Origin of the sequence: Ammonicoccus luteus (assembly GCF_050880385.1) — a bacterium.
GTDB lineage: Bacteria > Actinomycetota > Actinomycetes > Propionibacteriales > Propionibacteriaceae > Enemella.
In genome coordinates this window covers 728,867-745,827 of sequence record NZ_JBNZCI010000001.1, presented here as the reverse complement: position 1 = coordinate 745,827, position 16,961 = coordinate 728,867, and the positions used below count along the sequence as shown (strand labels likewise).

The 16,961-nt window shown below is 67.9% G+C and carries 15 protein-coding genes; 4 read left to right on the top strand and 11 right to left on the bottom strand.

Going from position 1 to position 16,961, the window contains the following annotated elements:
* The first annotated feature begins 39 nt into the window (after positions 1 to 39).
* Positions 40 to 1,896, top strand: coding sequence for a dynamin family protein (locus ACQ260_RS03460; RefSeq protein WP_432557996.1), 1,857 nt, complete (start codon positions 40 to 42; stop codon positions 1,894 to 1,896).
* Positions 1,893 to 3,401 (top strand): dynamin family protein, encoded by a 1,509-nt coding sequence (locus ACQ260_RS03455; RefSeq protein ID WP_432557995.1) that lies wholly within the window; start codon positions 1,893 to 1,895, stop codon positions 3,399 to 3,401. Before ACQ260_RS03460 ends, ACQ260_RS03455 begins: the two co-directional genes overlap by 4 nt.
* Here the strand turns inward: ACQ260_RS03455 and ACQ260_RS03450 are convergent.
* The 3 genes from ACQ260_RS03450 to ACQ260_RS03440 form a co-directional block, all read right to left on the bottom strand.
* The gene (locus ACQ260_RS03450; RefSeq protein ID WP_432557994.1) at positions 3,364 to 4,029 is read right to left on the bottom strand and encodes a hypothetical protein; all 666 of its coding nucleotides are present in this window, start codon (positions 4,027 to 4,029) and stop codon (positions 3,364 to 3,366) included. The two genes, ACQ260_RS03455 and ACQ260_RS03450, sit on opposite strands and share 38 nt — an antisense overlap.
* A gap of 130 nt (positions 4,030 to 4,159) precedes the next feature.
* Positions 4,160 to 4,945, bottom strand: a complete 786-nt coding sequence (locus ACQ260_RS03445) for a class I SAM-dependent methyltransferase (protein WP_432557993.1) — start codon at positions 4,943 to 4,945, stop codon at positions 4,160 to 4,162.
* Between the two features lie 66 nt (positions 4,946 to 5,011).
* Entirely contained in the window at positions 5,012 to 5,482 is a 471-nt protein-coding gene (locus ACQ260_RS03440; RefSeq protein ID WP_432557992.1) for a DUF2505 domain-containing protein, read from the bottom strand.
* A gap of 102 nt (positions 5,483 to 5,584) precedes the next feature.
* On the opposite strand from ACQ260_RS03440, the gene ACQ260_RS03435 reads away from it, so the two are divergent.
* The gene (locus ACQ260_RS03435; protein ID WP_432557991.1) at positions 5,585 to 6,418 is read left to right on the top strand and encodes a PHP domain-containing protein; all 834 of its coding nucleotides are present in this window, start codon (positions 5,585 to 5,587) and stop codon (positions 6,416 to 6,418) included.
* Here the strand turns inward: ACQ260_RS03435 and ACQ260_RS03430 are convergent.
* Entirely contained in the window at positions 6,415 to 7,926 is a 1,512-nt protein-coding gene (locus ACQ260_RS03430; protein ID WP_432557990.1) for a DEAD/DEAH box helicase, read from the bottom strand. The two genes, ACQ260_RS03435 and ACQ260_RS03430, sit on opposite strands and share 4 nt — an antisense overlap.
* Before the next feature lie 292 nt (positions 7,927 to 8,218).
* Here ACQ260_RS03430 and ACQ260_RS03425 point away from each other — a divergent pair, with 292 nt between their 5' ends.
* Positions 8,219 to 8,938, top strand: coding sequence for a ferritin-like fold-containing protein (locus tag ACQ260_RS03425; protein WP_432557989.1), 720 nt, complete (start codon positions 8,219 to 8,221; stop codon positions 8,936 to 8,938).
* A gap of 34 nt (positions 8,939 to 8,972) precedes the next feature.
* Here ACQ260_RS03425 and ACQ260_RS03420 read toward each other — a convergent pair whose 3' ends face one another.
* From ACQ260_RS03420 to ACQ260_RS03390, 7 genes are all read right to left on the bottom strand, one after another.
* The gene (locus ACQ260_RS03420; RefSeq protein ID WP_432557988.1) at positions 8,973 to 9,449 is read right to left on the bottom strand and encodes a hypothetical protein; all 477 of its coding nucleotides are present in this window, start codon (positions 9,447 to 9,449) and stop codon (positions 8,973 to 8,975) included.
* 1 nt (position 9,450) lies between these two features.
* The gene (locus tag ACQ260_RS03415; protein WP_432557987.1) at positions 9,451 to 9,675 is read right to left on the bottom strand and encodes a DUF3107 domain-containing protein; all 225 of its coding nucleotides are present in this window, start codon (positions 9,673 to 9,675) and stop codon (positions 9,451 to 9,453) included.
* 108 nt (positions 9,676 to 9,783) lie between these two features.
* The gene (locus ACQ260_RS03410; RefSeq protein WP_432557986.1) at positions 9,784 to 10,500 is read right to left on the bottom strand and encodes an FHA domain-containing protein; all 717 of its coding nucleotides are present in this window, start codon (positions 10,498 to 10,500) and stop codon (positions 9,784 to 9,786) included.
* Between the two features lie 182 nt (positions 10,501 to 10,682).
* A complete protein-coding gene (locus ACQ260_RS03405; protein WP_432557985.1) occupies positions 10,683 to 11,960 on the bottom strand; it encodes a vWA domain-containing protein in 1,278 nt (425 codons plus the stop codon).
* Between the two features lie 22 nt (positions 11,961 to 11,982).
* Entirely contained in the window at positions 11,983 to 13,344 is a 1,362-nt protein-coding gene (locus ACQ260_RS03400; RefSeq protein ID WP_432557984.1) for a PP2C family protein-serine/threonine phosphatase, read from the bottom strand.
* Positions 13,341 to 15,725, bottom strand: coding sequence for a serine/threonine-protein kinase (locus ACQ260_RS03395; protein ID WP_432557983.1), 2,385 nt, complete (start codon positions 15,723 to 15,725; stop codon positions 13,341 to 13,343). Before ACQ260_RS03395 ends, ACQ260_RS03400 begins: the two co-directional genes overlap by 4 nt.
* Complete coding sequence (locus ACQ260_RS03390; protein WP_432557982.1) at positions 15,722 to 16,948, bottom strand: coiled-coil domain-containing protein; 1,227 nt, start codon at positions 16,946 to 16,948, stop codon at positions 15,722 to 15,724. Before ACQ260_RS03390 ends, ACQ260_RS03395 begins: the two co-directional genes overlap by 4 nt.
* Between the last annotated feature and the right edge of the window lie 13 nt (positions 16,949 to 16,961).

The window sequence follows — 16,961 nt, the reverse complement described above, 5'->3', positions numbered from 1 at the left end:
ATTTGTCCGGGCCAGCCGGTTCGTCATGAGAGGAATGCGTTGTCCGAATCCACGGCTCCACCGGCCACGACGAAGCTGAGCACCTCCGCGTTCATCGAGCGGGCGCAGGCGATGGTGACTGCCACCGGGCGAACCGACCTCACCGCGCTGCTCACCGGGACGCGTCGGCGATGGGAGGAACCGACCACGCGGGTGATGGTCATCGGTGAGTTCAAGCAGGGCAAGAGCGCACTTGTGAACTCGTTGCTCAACGCACCGCTGTGCAAGGTGGGTGACGACGTAACCACCGCCGTGCCGACCATCGTGTCGTTCGCGCAGGTTCCGTCGGCGCGGGTGGTGGATGCCCCGGACGCCGATTCCATCACAGCGGAAGATCTGCGCTCGGTTTCACTGCCGCTGGATCAGCTCCAGGCCTGGGACCTCAATGCTCACGAGGGTGCTGGTCGCCGGGTGCAGCATCTTGAGGTGAGCTTGCCGCGAGATCTGTTGCACCGCGGCCTCGTGCTGGTCGACACACCGGGTGTGGGCGGCCTGAGAACCAGCCAGAGCGCTGTGACCGTCGCAGCCCTGCCCAGCGCAGACGCGGTGCTGTTCGTCTCCGATGCCACGGCAGAATATTCGGCGACAGAGCTCGAGTTTCTTGCCGGTGTGCTCAAGATCTGCCCGAACGTGACGTGTGTGACCACCAAGACGGATCTGCAACCTGAATGGCGCCGCATCGTCGAGTTGAATCGTGGTCACCTTGATCGTGCCGGGATCACGGCCCCCATCGTTCCGGTGTCCTCGCTGGTGCGCGACCTCGCGTTGCGGCTGAAGGACCAGAGCCTTGACGAAGAATCCGGCTTTCCCGCCCTCACTCGTCACCTCGAAGAGCAGATCCTCGGTCAGGCGAAGGTTCTTGCGCACCGCTCGGTCTGTCGTGATGTCCTGACCGCTTGTGACCACATCCAGCTGATGCTGACCCCGGAGCTCCGCGGGCTCGAGGACCCGGGGAAACTTCCGGACATGATTGACGAACTGGAGCGCGCGAACGCCGAGGCAGATGAACTGCGCGCGCGGTCGGCGCGCTGGCAGACGACCCTCAACGACGGTGTCGCCGATCTCACCTCCGATCTCGATCACGATCTGCGGGATCGGGTGCGGGCACTGACCCGGGACGCCGAGAACAGCATCGACTCCGGGGACCCGGGCGCGGTGTGGGACGAGTTCAGCCAGTGGCTCGAGGCGCGCTGTGCCGACGTGCTGCAGGAGACGTTCACCTGGGCCGAGGCCAACACCGCCTGGTTGTGCGACCGGGTTGCGGAGCACTTCACGGCGGATGCGGGACGTGCGTTGCCATCGTTCGCGGTGGGCGAGACCGACGGGCTGCTCGGTCTGGCCCCCGAATTGGGTGACATCGACCGGGGACGTCTGCACTTGGGGCAGAAGGTGTTCATCGGCATGCGCGGGTCCTATGGCGGCGTGCTGATGTTCGGCTTGCTGACGTCCATCGCAGGCTTGGCGCTGGTCAACCCGATTTCGATCGGTGCAGGTCTGCTGCTGGGTGCGAAGGCGTACTCCGACGAGAAGGGCGCGCGCCTGCAGCGGCGACAGGCCGAGGCAAAGGCAATGGTGCGACGCTATCTCGACGACATCCAGTTCCAGGTGCTGAAGTCACTCCGGGACCGGTTGCGCCAGGTCCAACGGGGCCTGCGCGACTATTATTCGACGCGCGCCGACGAACTCCAGAAGTCGCTGGCTGAATCGCTCCTTGCCGCCCGCGCAGCGGCGGCGGCCTCCAAAGCCGAACGCACGGCTCGGATCGCACTCCTGCGGGACACGCTGACCGAAGCGGGCCGATTGGGCAACGGAGCCGCCAAGGCGCTCCGGATCGAACGCACGGGGCCGTCCTCATGAGTCTTCTCGACGCCGATCCGAGCGACCCGCTGCCGCTCGCCCGGGAGCTTTTCACGGTCGCCGACCGTGCCACAGCCGGCCTGCCGGAGCTCGCGGCGCAGGTTGGCTTCTCCCGGGAACGGCTAGAAGGGCCGTTGCGGGTCGCTATGGCCGGCAAGGTGAAGGCCGGCAAGTCAACCTTGGTGAACGCCTTTCTGGGCGATGAACTGGCACCGACCGATGCGGGTGAGTGCACGATGGTGACCACGTGGTTCCAGTTCGGCCGGGTGCCCGCAACACGCGTCGTGGCCAAGGACGGGTCGGTCACGGAGTTGCCCTTCCGGCGACGGGGTGGCCAGTTTGTCATGGGGCTCGGCGGACTGTCCCCGGCCGAGGTCTCGCGGGTCGAGGTTGATTGGCCGTCGCCTTTCCTGGAGCGACTCACGCTGATCGACACACCCGGGATCGATTCGCTGACCACGGAAGCGTCGGACCGGACGACCGACCTGTTGTTGGAGTCGGCCGGGGCAGCAGCGGTGGATGCCGTCATCTATCTGATGCGCCACCGTCACTCGGTGGATCTCACCTTCGTCAGCGATCTTGCGCGTGGCGCAGCGGATGCCCACGGTGCCGCGACCACCTTGGTGGTGCTGTCCCGGGCGGACGAACTGGGAGGTGGGCGCATCGACAGCCTGGTGTCGGCCCGAGATGTCGCACGGTCCTATGCGGACGAGCCCATGCTGCGGGCTCACAGTGTCGGGGTGATTCCTGTCGCAGGACTGCTTGCTCAGGGCGCTCGCATGTTGCGGCAGGACGATTTCGATCTCCTGGCCGCACTGACGACCGTGTCCCGTGACGAGCGCGAGGCGATGCTGATCTCGGCGGACCGCTATGCGCAGCATGGTCTGGGTGGCACGCCCGACCAGCGGCAGGCACTCGTCCGCAGGCTCGGCCTGTTCGGGATCAGGATGGGCACGGCACTCATCCGGCAGGGCAGCACCACACCTGCAGACTTGGCGGCCGAACTCGAGAGCCAGAGCGGGCTCGGCGCGGTCGAGGCTGTGCTGACCGAGCACTTCCTCCCGCGGGCGCGAGTCCTGATTGCTCGCAACGCGGTCACGCTGCTCGAGCAGGTGGCAGAGGAGTGCTCCGAACCCGGTCGGCGTGACCTCTTGGCAGCGTGTGATCGCTTCCGTGTCGAGGTGGGCCAACCGCTGGCCGAACTGTCCTTTGTGGTGCAGGCGCGCAGGGCTGCGGTGCAGGGCTTGGCCCCGGAGGACGCACTGGTGGCTGCCCGCGTGCTCGGGGATGAAGGTCCCACGGTGCGGCACCGATTGGGCTTGAAGCCCGATGACGGCATCAACGAGGCCAGCGCTCAACTCGTGGCGCTGACGCAGCACTGGGGTGCGGTGGCCGCCGCCCCTGGGACCTGGCGGCCCGCGCGGCGGGTCGCCATCGCCGTGGTGGGGGCGCTGGACCGGATGGCGGTCATGTTGGCCGACGTCGACCGATCGGCAACCACATGAGGACAGACCCGAGCAGGGCACCGACGGCATGGGTGATCAGGCCGACCGTCACGACCACGCCCAGCCAGTTCGTCGGCCCGATGATTTCGAGCGCCAAGGGCAGCATGGCGACGGATGCCACGGCAAGGAGTGACAGCAGCACTCGGGTCAGGTTGCCGCGTCGACGCAGGAAGGCGAGCAACAGCGTTTCGGCGAGGACACCGGCACCGGTGACCGCCAGTGCGGTGTAGTGCAGGATTCCGGCAGCTTCCCGCTGTGTCTCGGGGTCGGCCTCGGGCACCTTGGTGATCAGTGCATCGACAGCTCCTCGGTGACCGATCCACGCCGTGATGAAGGCCAGCGCGCCCAGCGCCACAGCAACTCCCCAGGCCCGCTCCGAAGCCCACTGGATCCGTCCCGGACGCGTTCGCTCGATTACTTCGGCCTGCTCGGTCACGACCGGAGGGCGGCTTGGTCGGCTCGGTGCCGGCTCTGCTGCCGTGCGAGTGCTGTTCGACTGGTCGGGCAGGGATCCGGTGTCGGACTCGTTCTCCGGTGTTTCCGGGGATGCATCCGGCTCCGCGGCGGAGTCGGGCGAATAGGCGCGTCGAGGTGTGTCCGATGCGCCGGGGGGCCGGCTGTCAGCCATGGGGGATCCTCACTCTGCGGTGATTGTCCCGACTATAGGATCGGCGCGGATCGTGAGGCTTTCCGCTGTGTGCGCGCAGCAAGATTCTTCGTTGCCGTTCAACGACAACGCTCTCTCCCTCAGCGTGCGCTCAGGGGCGCGCCAAGATCTCTCCGTGCGTCAAGGTGATCCAGCCGTCCGGGTTCGCCGCCCAGTCCAGCCACGCATCGGCGATTGCCGCCAAGTCGGCCTGTTTGACCCCGTGCGCACGGGCCCGCTCGGCGAAGCGCGAGTGCAGGACGCGATCGGCCCAGGTCCCACCCCAATAGGACCGGTCCTCAGGTGTCGCGAAACACCACACCGACGCGGATGGAGTCACCGCACGACAGCCTGCAGCGTGCGCCCACTCGAGCAGCCGGGGTCCTGCGTCCGGTTCCCCGCCATCGGCTCGGGCGAGCGTGCGATAGAGCTCGAGCCATTCGACGAGCGGTGGCGTCCACGGGTGCACGGAGATCGCGGAATAGTCCACGTCACGCACTGCGATGAAGCCCTCCGGCCGGCAAACCCTGCGCATCTCCGACAACGCGCCGACCGGGTCGGCCACGTGTTGGATGACCTGGTGCGCATGGACGACCTCGAACATTCCATCGGGAAACTCGAGGTCGTGCACGTCGGCGACGGCGAAGGTGACATTGGGCGCGGGCACGCCTGCGCGGGTCTTGGCCAGAGTCTCCTCGTCGATCTCTGTTGCCACCACTCGCCCAACTCGGGACGCGAGATCCTGCGTGATCGTCCCAGGCCCCGCGCCGATGTCCAGCAGCGCCATGTCGGGCCGAAGGTGCGGCAGGAGATAACCCGCGGAGTTCTCCGCCGTGCGCCACCCGTGGGCGCGCAGGACCGAGTCGTGATGGCCGTGCATGTATCGGGACGTGGACATGAGTCGACCCTGCCAGCGTAAAGGAGAAAGTTCACATTGCGAGACGATTCGTCTCGAAAGGTGGGGCTATTTCCCCAGGCGGCGCAGTGCGACCCGCTGTTCGGCCCTGATGCCGTCCTCCACCGCGGGTGCCGCCATCTTCTCCAGCTTCTTGCCGACCAAGGGGATCTTCACGGTGAGATCGCCGACGATGTCAATGCGGGTGCTGTCGCCCTGGGGGGTGAGGCTCACGGAACCGGGCATGGAGATCGGCTGGCCGGGCGAGGTCAGGTTGAGCGATGCCGTGCGGGCGCCATCTGGTTGAGCCTCGGACCACACTCGTTCCTCGACGATGCGGATCGTGTCGCCGGTGAACTTCTTCGCGGCATCCGGTGCTGCCAGGGTGCGCTCGCTTGTGGTGGTCAGTCCGTTCACGCGGATCGTCTGATCCAGAGAGCCTGCTTCCTTTGCCACCTCGGTGAGGAAATCCGGATCGGTCATCATGCCGAAGACGGTCGCAGGGTCAGCGGGAAATACCAAGCTGGTGTTGATTTCCATGGCGCAATCATGCCGGGCTCACGCAAGCCGGTGGGCATCGGCCCCCCACGCCCCACCCCGTTAGGCTGCAGCTCGTCGGAGCACTAAGGAGACCACGCACATATGCGCATCGACCTGCACAGCCACACCACGGTTTCGGACGGCACGGACACCCCTGATGAGTTGCTCGCACTGGCGCGGGCCATCGGCCTGGACGTCCTGGGCGTCACCGATCACGACACGTTCGAGCATCTGCCGGCCGTGCGGGCAGCGGCGCGGCGGGAGGGCATCGAGTTGCTCGAGGGCATGGAGCTTTCCTGCGAGTTCGAGGGCAAGTCCGTGCACCTGCTCGCCTACGGGATGGATCCGGACAACGAGGATCTGCTCGCTGAGATGGCACGAATCCGCGATGGACGGGCCGACCGCCTGCCGCGGATGCTGGAGCGGCTGGCGGATCTGGGAGTCCCGGTGACGGAAGCGGAGGTGATGGCTCACGTTGGGGAGGCGCCCTCGATCGGCCGCCCGCACATCGCAGATGCCCTCGTGTCGCGGGGGCACGTCGCATCGCGTGACGAGGCGTTCCAGCGGTTCCTCGCCGACGACGGGCCGGCGTACATTCCGCGCTATCACCCCGATGTCCGCACGGGCATCGAACTCGTGCATGCCGCCGGTGGGCTGGCGATCATCGCCCATCCGTGGGGCCGATCGAGCGTTGATGTGCTGACCGAATCGGTGCTGGCGGATCTGGTCGACCGGCACGGGCTGGACGGTTTCGAGATCGACCACGAGGACCACGGCGACGAACAACGACGGCGGCTCCGCGCCCTGGCGTCCGATCTGGGCGCCCTGGGCACGGGGTCAAGCGATCACCACGGGACCGGGAAGCCCCACATGCAGTTGGGCTGCAACTTGACCGATCCGGCGGTGTACGCAGAGTTGTTGGCCCGGCTGGGTTAGTCGGTCGCCTCGCCGGCCGTGGCGTTGTCACCCGCGCGACTGCGGGTCCTGCGCCGGCGTCGACGCCGTGGCTTGGTCGCATCGCCCTCCGGCGCGGCGCCTGACCCGGTCGCCACCGGCTCCTCGCCCGCAGACACCGCGGCGTCGCCACTCGGTGCAACGTCGGTCGCAGAACCCTCCAATGGCTGGCCGTTGCGCGTGCGCCGTCGGCTCCGGGTGCGGGCCGGGCGCGGCTGCCGTGGGCGTTCGCGGCCTTCGTCAGCCGGCTTCTCCGCCTTGAGCCGGCCCTTCACGCCCTCGGGGATCGACAGTTCCGTGAACAGGTGCGGGGAAGTCGAATACGTCTCCAACGGCTCATCGAAGTCCAAATCGAGGCTGTTGTTGATGACCTTCCAGCGAGTGAGGTCCTGCCAGTCGACCAAAGTGATCGCCACTCCGGAGGCACCCGCTCGCCCTGTGCGCCCAATGCGGTGGACATAGGTCTTGTCATCGTCCGGGCACTCGTAGTTGATGACGTGACTGACACCGGACACGTCGATGCCGCGCGCAGCGACATCCGTGGCGACAAGAACCCGAACCTTGCCCTCGCGGAACCGCTTCAGCGCGCGCTCCCGGGCCTCCTGGCGCAGGTCGCCATGGATGGCGGCAGCGGCGAAGCCCCGGTCCACCAGCTCATCCGCGATGCGCTGGGCCGCTCGCTTGGTGCGGCAGAAGATCATGACCTTTTCGACGTCGGTCGCCTGGAGCACCCGTCCGACGATCTCGGGCTTGTCCAGGTCGTGCGCCTGGAACACGTGCTGGGTGGTCAGCGGCACCGTTGAGGACTCATCGTGGTGCTCCGCCCGGATGTTCACCGGCTGCGTGAGATGGGTCCGGGCGAGCGAGGCGATCGCGGACGGCATCGTCGCGGAGAAGAGCAGCGTCTGGCGCGAGGCCGGCGTGTGGGCGATGAGACGCTCCACATCCGGGAGGAACCCGAGATCGAGCATCTCGTCCGCCTCGTCCAGCACCAATACCTTGAGGTGTCGCAGATCCAGCGCACCCCGGTCCATCAGATCGAGCAGGCGGCCGGGCGTACCCACCACGACGTCGACACCCGCGGCCAGCGCATCCAACTGCGGTTCGTAACCGACTCCGCCGTACACCGTGAGGACACGTGCCTCGCGGACGGTCGAGGCGATCCGGAGATCCTTGGCGACCTGGAGCGCGAGCTCGCGGGTCGGGGCCACCACGAGGGCCTGCGGCGCGACGCCGGGCTCGTTGTCGACGGTGATGCGCTGGAGCAGCGAGATGCCGAATGCCAGCGTCTTGCCGGTTCCGGTGCGCGCCTGACCGATCATGTCGGTGCCCGCGACAGCGATCGGGATCGCCATGGCCTGAATGGGGAAGGGGTGGGTGATGCCCACTTCGGCGAGCGCGGCGCAGATCTCCGGCAGGACGCCGAGGTCGGCGAATGTGGTGGCCTCGTCCTCGATGGGTTCATCATCGGTGACGATCTCGGCGGCCACGACGTCGGTCAGATCGGCTTCGTCATGCCGGGCGGGGAAGCCCTCGTCGGTTGTCAGGGAAGCTTTGGTGGTCAGGGGAGTGTCCGTTCGTCAGGTCCCGGACCCGTCAGGACCCGGAGGCAGTTCCATTCGCGTCGACACGACGCAAATAATGATTCCCGGCGGCATCGCAGTCGACGGTCCGCAGCAGCGGGCCGGCGCGGCCGACGCGAGGGCCAATAGGGCTCCCGGCCAGGAATCAGACACGCAGGCGAGCGCGTCCTCTCAAGGGATTCTAGCTACCCTGACAGACATGGACGAAATCGTCGGTTCGCAGGTCGCCGCAGGCAACCCTGCCGATGCCGCGGCGGGGGACGCCGACTATCGGGCTGGGGTGGTGGATCTTCTCGGGATTCTCGCCTATGGCGGGCTGACGGCATTCCAACGATTGTCCGACGACGCGGCGACTGCGCCGACGCTCGCCGACCAGGTGATGACCGCGTCGATGGCCGTTGCCCAGTTCCGTCATTTCGAGTCCGTGCGGGACCACCTGTGGACCTTCGACGTCGACGTGCTGGACGCGATGGAGCCATTCCATCGCCCGTTCGACGACTATCACAAGCGGGCGCAGGCGAAGATATGGCTGGAGACGCTGGTGTCGGCGTACGTGGGAGACGGCTTCGCAGCCGACTTCTATCGCGAGATCGCCGCCTATGTCGACGCCGGCACCCGAGCCCTCGTCGACGAAGTGCTGACCACCGACCGGCAGACCGACTACATCGTGGGTCGGGTCCGCCAGGCCATCGCTGACGAACCGGCGGTCGGCGGACGGCTCGCGCTGTGGGGCCGACGGCTCGTGGGTGAGGCTCTGACGCAGGCGCAGCAGGTCGCCAACGAGCGCGCTGCACTCACCGGTCTGCTCAGCGGGACAGTCGACCGACCGGGGATGGACCTGGCTGCAATTGCCCGGATGCTGACCCGACTGGTCGAGAACCACGCTTTGCGCATGGAGCGCTTGGGGTTGGCGAGCTAGGGAGTACGCAGAGTCTGCGGTGGGTGCGCCGGCGTCAACTGTCGGTCGGACGGTTCGACTGTTCCGCGGACTCGGCTTCCGGGGGCAGAAGGTGTCGGCCGATCCAGTGCGGATCGGGGTTGCGCTTGAGTTCCTCACCGATGACCACCGTGGGAGCCAGCAGATCCCCGCGGTTGACCTCCCGAACCCAGGCCTCGGCTTCCGGGTCTGCGATGGCGTCGATCCACAGCGCCTTCTTGGCGATGCTGCCGAGCGCGAGCCGCGTCCGGATGCAGAAGAAGTCCGCCGGTTTGTAATAGATCGCCACTCGATCCGGTGCAGCCAGGGCATCAGCCCGCGTCGCGCGGGGCCGGGGGAACATCAGCGGCGAGAAGACGAAGGCCGCCGGCAACAGCACCCCCGCCCACACGATCCCGTCGGACTCCTGCTGTGCCACCTTGAGGGCGACATAGAGGATGACCAGGGCGACGAGCGCGAGCGCGACGCCCCAGCGCCTCAGGAGCCGTCGCACCTCAGATGTCGCCGAAGCCCACGCGGCGCGGTTGCTCCTTGCCGAGGTCCAGGTATGCGACCGACGCGGCACGAATCAGAGTGCTCCCACCCTTGGTGTCGGTCAGGGTGAGCAACCCGTCCTCAGCGATCGCCTTCTGGAAAGCCTCGATGACCTGGGTGGCGGTGTCGTCGGTTTCGACGGTGAGCTCACGCGTGATGTGCTGGATCCCGACCTTGACTTCCACGGTTCCTCCTGGTGATGGCGGACGTGCGTCCGCTCGTGCGGGGTCCACGGTGCCACAGCACGGGGCGCGGACCGGAATCTGTTCGCCGACGGCGCAGCGGGCGCCTCCTCAGGCCGTCGCGAACGCCTCCTGCTCCTCCGGCGTCGCGCGACGCAGGACCAGTCGCGTCCATGCGCCCAGATAGATGCGTTCATCACCGGACAACTCGCGCCGGCGGCCGGTGGGAATCGGGGTGCTGGGCAGGCCGCCCGCGGCATCGGCGACGAACGTGCCGTTCGCGGACCCGAGGTCCTCGATGAACCAACGCGTGCCGTCGGTCGACAGCTGCGCTTGCCGGCGACTGATGCCGGTGTCCGGCTCACAGTCAATATCCGGGTTGATGTTGCGGCTCCGAGAAGGACGACCGATCAGCAATGTCCGCTTGCGCAGCGGGACGATGTCGGGCAGACCCGCCGACGGCATGGGGTCAGGACTGTCCTGCAGCGCATACCACTCCGGATCGACCCAGACCTCGAGCACCCAGTCGAAGGTTTCGCTCGCGGACTCGGGGGGAGCCGGTGCGAGCTCCGGGGCGGCGGTGCGCTCCTCCGCTGCCCGTGCGGGTGCGGGGGCAGCGAGATCGTCCGCTGCTCCTGCGTCCGCATCCGGCGGCGCCGCCGGGCTCACCTGGGCGGACGGTTCGGGGGCCTCGGTGACGTCCGGCGCGGCAGCCTCGGGCAGCGGACTGTCGAGATCCAGGATGGACGGCTCGGGCGGTCGGGGCATGGTGCCAGTGGTGTAGTCGTAGCCGCACGCCTCGCAGAACAGGGCGCCGGGTGCGTTCATCACGGCACAGTTGGGGCAAACGACGCCGAGTGGTTTGGACGACTCCTGCCGCGCTTCCGTGCTCGACCCGGCCGACGCGCCCGGGGACGCGCCGCCCCCCTGGTCGATGGGCGATCCGCAGGTGTCGCAGTAGTCATCGGAATCGCTGGTGTGCCCGTTCGGGCAGACAGCAGGTGCCATTGTCAGCCTCGGATCCTGGTGGTCTTGGTGGACGCGGTGTCGAGGGCCATCTCGTCGGCCTTGTCGACGGCCTTCTTGAGCCTGACGGTACCCGTTTCCACGTCCTGCACATCGACGACCTTCCGCAGTTTCGCAGTTGCCTCGTCATTGCCGGTCTCCGCAGCGAGCTTGACCGCGCGGCCGAGCTTTGTTGTGGCCGTGGCGTCGTCGCCGGCGGCCTTGGCCGCCAGGCCCTGCTGAATCGCCTCGGCCAACTCTGTCTGGCCGGTGTAGTGGGCGACCGCCGGGTTGATCCGCGTCGTGAGCGTGTCGTCGGAGGACCACTTGGCCTTGACGAGCCCCTGCGTCACCACATTGTCCCGCACCGACAACTGCACGCGCGCCGCGAGCTGTTCCTGTCCGACCGCCTTCGCGGCCAGCCGGATCGCGACGTGATAGTCGCGTGATTCGTCACCCCATGCCCCCGTGGGATAGCCCTTGGTGAGGGGATTGATCTGCCGGGACCGGCTGGTGAGGTCTTCGACGGTGGGGGACACCTGACGGACGAACATCACCTGCGCCCCCTGGGGAGCCCAGACTCGCAGCTCGGCTTCGGCCACGCCGCGGCCCATCGACTTCTGCATCAGCTCGGCGAAGACTGCACCCATCTGGGTGGGGTGAGGAATGATGTCGACCGTGCCGAGCAGCGCCTGGGCCACCCGCCTGATCTCCGACACTTTCCAGTCCACACCGATCCCGCGGCAGTCGCACTGGAACTGCCCGATCGACGCCTGGATCGCCGCGTCCAACTGCTGGGGAGTCTCGTTGTGGTTCTCGCCGTCGGTCAGCAGGATTGCGTGCCGCTGGGTGAGGCCGGGAACCGAGTTGAAGAGCGCACGGGTGAGGTTGAGCCAGGACCCGATGGCCGTGCCACCGTCGGAATGGAAATAGCGGATCGCCTGGGCGGCCTGGAAACGCGTGGACGAATCCATTCGGACCATCCCTTGGCCGCCGCGGGTGACGGGATACGCCAAATACGCCTGATGATTTCCGGCGACCACCGCGAACCAAGTCCCGTCGACGATGTGGTCCAGCGCAACGATCGCCGCGTTCTTGGCTGCCTCCATGTTGGTCTCGCCCATGGATCCGGAGGTATCGACGATGATGATCTCGCCGGCGTCGCCGCCGCTCTGGCCCGCCGTGCCTGCGCCGGAGCAGGTCACGGTGACAATCGCGTTGACATCGGTGCCGCCGTCCGGGAGGAACTCGTTCTGATAAACCGCCGAGGTGAAATCTGCCATGGTCCTGAATTCTCTCCCTGCGTCAGTGTTCGATGCGTGGTGCCGGCGACCCATCGGCCGGCGCGGACTCCGGATCCGTGATCCCATCGTCACGGGCTGCGGATGTGGCTGCATCCGGTTCGCCGGTGGGTGACGGTTGGGGCTCAGGGTCCGCTTCTGTGCGTACGGGGACAGTATGCACGGTCGGGGTGGAGTCTCCCGGCTCGATCGGGCTCTCCAACGACGCGTCCGTGCGGCCCGGGAAGCCGTCGAGCGACCCGAAGCGGGCCAACGCCACCGTGATGTTGTCCTTGCCGCCTTGGGCGTTCGCCCAGCGGACAAGTTCGAGAGCGAGCAGGCTCGGGTCGGCCGCCGCGGGGTTTGCCAGGAGAATCCGGGCGAACACCACCTCGAGATCCTCGGGGTCGGAGGCGTAGTTCCACAGGCCGTCCGAGCACACCAGCAGCCAGCCGTTGCCAGGTCGCTGCAGATGTCCGGTGGTTGGGATGAGATCGGGGGCGTCCATGCCGAGCCAGCGGGTGATGGCATGAGAACCGGGTCCGCTCTCCGCCTCGGCCCGGGGCACTCCTGCCGTCATCCGCAACTGCGCCATCGAGTCATCGACGCTCAACTGCCGAGAGGGGCCGGTATCAGCCATCCAATAGACCCGCGAGTCGCCGATGTTCCCCCAGACGATGAGATCCCCGTCGACCTCGGCTGCCGCGATCGTGCAGGAGGGCGCGTTGGTGCTGGCTGGATCAGTGCCTGCCACGATCGCTTCATTGGCTGCGGCCACCGCCTCGGTGAAGGTCGCGGTCCGCGCCGCGACCTGCGACTCCGGCACGGCCATCCCGACCGGATGACGGGCCACCAGGACACCTCGTGCCGCCCGCGCTGCTGCCAGCGACGCCAGGTGGGAATCGTCAGAGGATGACACTCCGTCGCACACCACCAGCACCGCGTGGCTGCCCGGCACCGGATCGGCCGAGAGCGCCATCGCATCCTCGTTGCGGTGGTGGCGGACGCCACGGTCGCACACACCACCGACCCATGTGGCCGGGCTCTCGACAAAATGGTCACGTTCGGAGGGCGCTTTGGCGCCGCACTGCTCGCAATAGCCATCCGGATCGATCCGCCCGCCACACTCGAGGCAGGCTCGCGCCGACGCTGAACCCGGCTCGTCGGCCTGGAGCACGCGCGAGACCGGCACCTCGTCGGCCACGAGTTCTGCTGGTCGAGCTTCGGTGGGTGTCAATTGGGCGCCGCAGCCCTCGCAGAATGCCTCCCATGCTGTGACTTCGTCGCCACATGACGGGCAGCGTGTGGAGCCGGCAGCGGCCGGCGGACCGGAGACCTGCCAGGTGTCGGGCACGGCGCGCTCGACGGACTCGAATGGCTCATTCACAGCAGACTCCACTTCCTCAGTCGGTTGGCGCGGTCGATCAGTTCCACCCGGGAATCGGGGCGGTGCTGGGCCAAGGAGCGATAGGCCTCGGCGAGCGCGGTTCGCAGGGCGTCCTCCGTGGCTTGATGCCCGCCGACCGTCGTGTTGCGCCGCGGCCCGTGCGCACGCACTTCCCCGAGCGCACGTTCGAGAATGTGCACCCGGAACTCGTCGGCCTGGGGCGCGTCCATCCGCACTCCCTGGACCGATCGCATCGCTTCGTCGAGTTCCTTCAACCCCGCACCCAGGGTGAGGAGATGGCGGGCCCGGAGCCGGCGGGACTCCGCGTACGCTCGCGACGTGGCCGGCACCATGTCGAGCGCGGCAACCGCCCCGTCGAGATCGCCCTTGCGGGCCCGGATGCGGGCGAGACCGAACGCGGCCGGCGTGACGAAGTTGGCATCAGTGGCGACGCACGTGGCATAGAGCCCCTCCGCGATCCCGGGCTCACCCCCGTGTTCACAGGCCAGCGCGAGCGCCAGCTTCGGGGCCAGCTCGCCGGGAACCTGACCGTAGACGGCGTTGAATGCCGCCTGCGCTGCCTTCCATCGCTCACCCTGCAGCGCAGCGAGACCCTGCATCCACACCGCTCGCCACTCCCATGGGTCGTCGGAGAGCAGGGAATCGGCCAACTCATCGATCGCAGCGGTCTGGCTGCCGATCTCGAGCAGCGCGCGGCACATGGCGAGGGCGACCTCCGCTGTCCGGGCCGGCGCCCCGCCCAGCAACTGCAGTCGCTGCCGAGGATCGTCGATGGACACATTGCTGAGCCAGCCGTGCTGGGGATCGTGTGAGTCCGGACGCAACTCGGGCAGACCGTTCCAGTCCAGCGTGCTGCCCACCACCGATGGCGACTCGAACAGGACCGACGCCGCGGATGTCAGCGCGGTGCCCCGGGTCCGTCGGGCGACGGTTTCTCGCAGGATGCCGAGCAACTGCACGCGCAGCTCGTCGGCGCTGGTGAAGCGGTCGGCCGGGTCCGGTGCGCAACACCGCTGGAGCAGCCGATAGAACGAGTCGTTCTGCTGGAACATGGGTGTGCGCTCGACAGCGGGGAAGGTGAACTCGAACGTTGTTTGATAGCCCCGGAACTCCGCGCAGAGGACCATGAGGGTCCGGCCGATGGTGAAGATGTCCGACTGCGGTGAGACCCCTTGAGTCGCGACTTCCGGCGCTTGATAGCCGACGGTGCCGAAGATCGCGGAGTCGGGGTCGTCGACCCGCCGAACGCCCCCGAGATCGATGAGCTTGAGCCCGTCGCCGACCTGGATGACGTTGTCGGGCTTGAAATCGCAATAGATCAGGCCTTGGTCATGGAGGTATTGGAAAGCGGGGAGCAGCTCCACCAGATAGGCGATCGCCTGGTCGACCGGGAGCGGATCGTATTCCCCGCCGTTCTTCGCCATGCGGTCCTGCAGGAGTTGCTTGAGCGAACGACCGCCGACGAACTCCATGACGATATAGCCGGAACCGTCGTGGCTGACGAAGTTGTGGATCTCCACGATCAGCGGATGGGTGACCTGGGCAAGAAACTGCTGCTCGGCGATCGCGGCGGCGTTCGCATCCGCATCACCAGAGTTGAGCAGACCTTTGAGCACGACCCACCGGCGCGACACATTCAGATCACGGGCCAGATAGATCCACCCGAGTCCGCCGTGGGCAAGGCACCCGGCCACTTCGTATTGGCCGGCGACAATGGCGCCCGCCGCCAGCTTGGGGTCGAAGGAAAAAGGTTTGCGGCATTTGGCGCAGAACCCGGTGGTTCGGCCGGGCTGGCCCTGGCGTGAGCGGCCGACCGGGGCGCCACAGCTGGGGCAGTTGCGCTTGTTCTCCGGAACGACCGGATTGCGCAGGACGGCGCGCGCTGGGTCCACCGCAGGCGCGGGGGGCACCCGGGTGAGCCCCGCGCCGATGCGGGCACCGCGCATGCGCTGAGCTGCCGTTGTGGTGCGGCGGGTCGCGCCCCTTCCCGGGACCAGCTGGCTGCCGAGAGCAGTCGAACCGAGCCTGGTGGACGTGGTGGTCAACGCGGCTGCGCCGGCATCGGCGTCCTCCGGCGGCGCGGCGGCATCGGGCGGGGAGCCGCAGATGTCGCAATAGCCGTCGCGGATCTCGCCTCCGCAGCCGGGCATCGGACAGCGGCCGGTCGATGCGGATGCAGGCCGACTGCCGGGGCGGGCGTGCACAGTCTGCTGCGCGCGGGCCGCGGTCGCCGGCGGGGTCGAGGCCGGGGCTGCTGCGGAGGCCCCACCCCCGGCGGGCATCGCTCCGGCCGGCATCCCGCAGATGTCGCAGTAGCCGTCGGCGATGGCACCGGAGCAGCCCGGCTGTGCGCACTTCACTCGGGCTGCTCCTTGGGCTGACTGGCCAGCCACTGGACGAACACCTCGTAGGCCTCGACCAGCTCAGTCGCCAGCGGGACCGGGGATGGTTCCCGCGTGAGGATGTCGGTCGTGAGAGCGTCGAGCGCGGTCAGATCGGCATCGCCCGCGAAACCGAGTTGCACCGCCCGCGAACGGTGGCCGGCGAGCCGACCGACCAGCTCTTCGTGATGCTGCAGGGCCTGCGTGTAGGCGTCCTGCACGACCTGCATCGCTCGTCCCACCCGGTGCAGCTTCTCCAGATAGTCCTCGAGCTCCGGGCGGGTGTTCGGCACGGGGCCCAGCGCGTCCGGATCCGGGACGGCATAGCGCGGGGCGGGGACGACCCGGCGTACGCACTGGACAACCAACTGCTTCATCGCGGCCTGCCGGGATTCCAGGTCGTTGCGCAACTCACGTGCCTTGTCAACGAGCCCGCGCGCCTCGCGCCGCTCCACCCCGCCCACGATGAGATCGCGCTCGAAGCGGGCGGCCTCGATTTCCGCCGGCCCGATCAACCCACCGATGTCCCCGCCCCGGTCCAGCCGCTGGGCCATGTCCCTGACCCGCTCCGCGAGGTCTGCCAGTTTTGCCTCCGGCGCCGCACGCAGGCCCGCGGGCTCGAGTGCCACCTGGTCCCGGATCCGCTCGAGCTGGGCCCGAAGCTCCCGCAGGCGCGCGGTCACCTGATCTGCATCGGGATCCAACGCCAAGCGTGTCCGGAGCTGGGCGGCCATCGCATCGGAGAGCCTGCAAGCCTCCGGGAGCGAGACCGTCAGGCCGCTGACGTCGCTGCCGGGCGAACCCGTTGCAGCCTTGTTCTGCTCGTTCTGGTCTGCCCGACCGGCGAGCAGGGAGGGATCGAGGGTCGCGTCGAGGCGGCCCCAGATCAGCGCGGCCATGCGTTCCCGCTCGGTGAGTCCCACGCGGCCGGAATCCCACGTCGCCATCAGCAGATCGAGGCGATCCTTGACGGCCTTCCACAAGGCCAGCGACAGCATCATGTCGCGGGTCAGCTGGGCGCGATGAGGCGACCGCAGCACTGCGGCGTCCAGCAGATCGAGCTCCCGCCGTCGCGCATCCACCCACGTGTGGAGGTCGCCCAGATAGCGGCGTGCCTGCTCCGGGTGCAGGGGAACGCCCAGGCGTCCGGGGGCCGTGGGAGCGACGACGGCACGGGCGCGGGGGGAGGGCTGATCGGTCATGGTTGTCCACCGT

What these genes read in the sequence shown, in the direction of transcription:
- ACQ260_RS03455 (WP_432557995.1), top strand. Translation starts at nt 1,893, where the DNA reads ATGAGTCTTCTCGACGCCGATCCGAGCGACCCGCTGCCGCTCGCCCGG.
- ACQ260_RS03450 (WP_432557994.1), bottom strand. Translation starts at nt 4,029, where the DNA reads ATGGCTGACAGCCGGCCCCCCGGCGCATCGGACACACCTCGACGCGCC.
- ACQ260_RS03445 (WP_432557993.1), bottom strand. Translation starts at nt 4,945, where the DNA reads ATGTCCACGTCCCGATACATGCACGGCCATCACGACTCGGTCCTGCGC.
- ACQ260_RS03440 (WP_432557992.1), bottom strand. Translation starts at nt 5,482, where the DNA reads ATGGAAATCAACACCAGCTTGGTATTTCCCGCTGACCCTGCGACCGTC.
- ACQ260_RS03435 (WP_432557991.1), top strand. Translation starts at nt 5,585, where the DNA reads ATGCGCATCGACCTGCACAGCCACACCACGGTTTCGGACGGCACGGAC.
- ACQ260_RS03425 (WP_432557989.1), top strand. Translation starts at nt 8,219, where the DNA reads ATGGACGAAATCGTCGGTTCGCAGGTCGCCGCAGGCAACCCTGCCGAT.
- ACQ260_RS03410 (WP_432557986.1), bottom strand. Translation starts at nt 10,500, where the DNA reads ATGAACGCACCCGGCGCCCTGTTCTGCGAGGCGTGCGGCTACGACTAC.
- ACQ260_RS03405 (WP_432557985.1), bottom strand. Translation starts at nt 11,960, where the DNA reads ATGGCAGATTTCACCTCGGCGGTTTATCAGAACGAGTTCCTCCCGGAC.
- ACQ260_RS03390 (WP_432557982.1), bottom strand. Translation starts at nt 16,948, where the DNA reads ATGACCGATCAGCCCTCCCCCCGCGCCCGTGCCGTCGTCGCTCCCACG.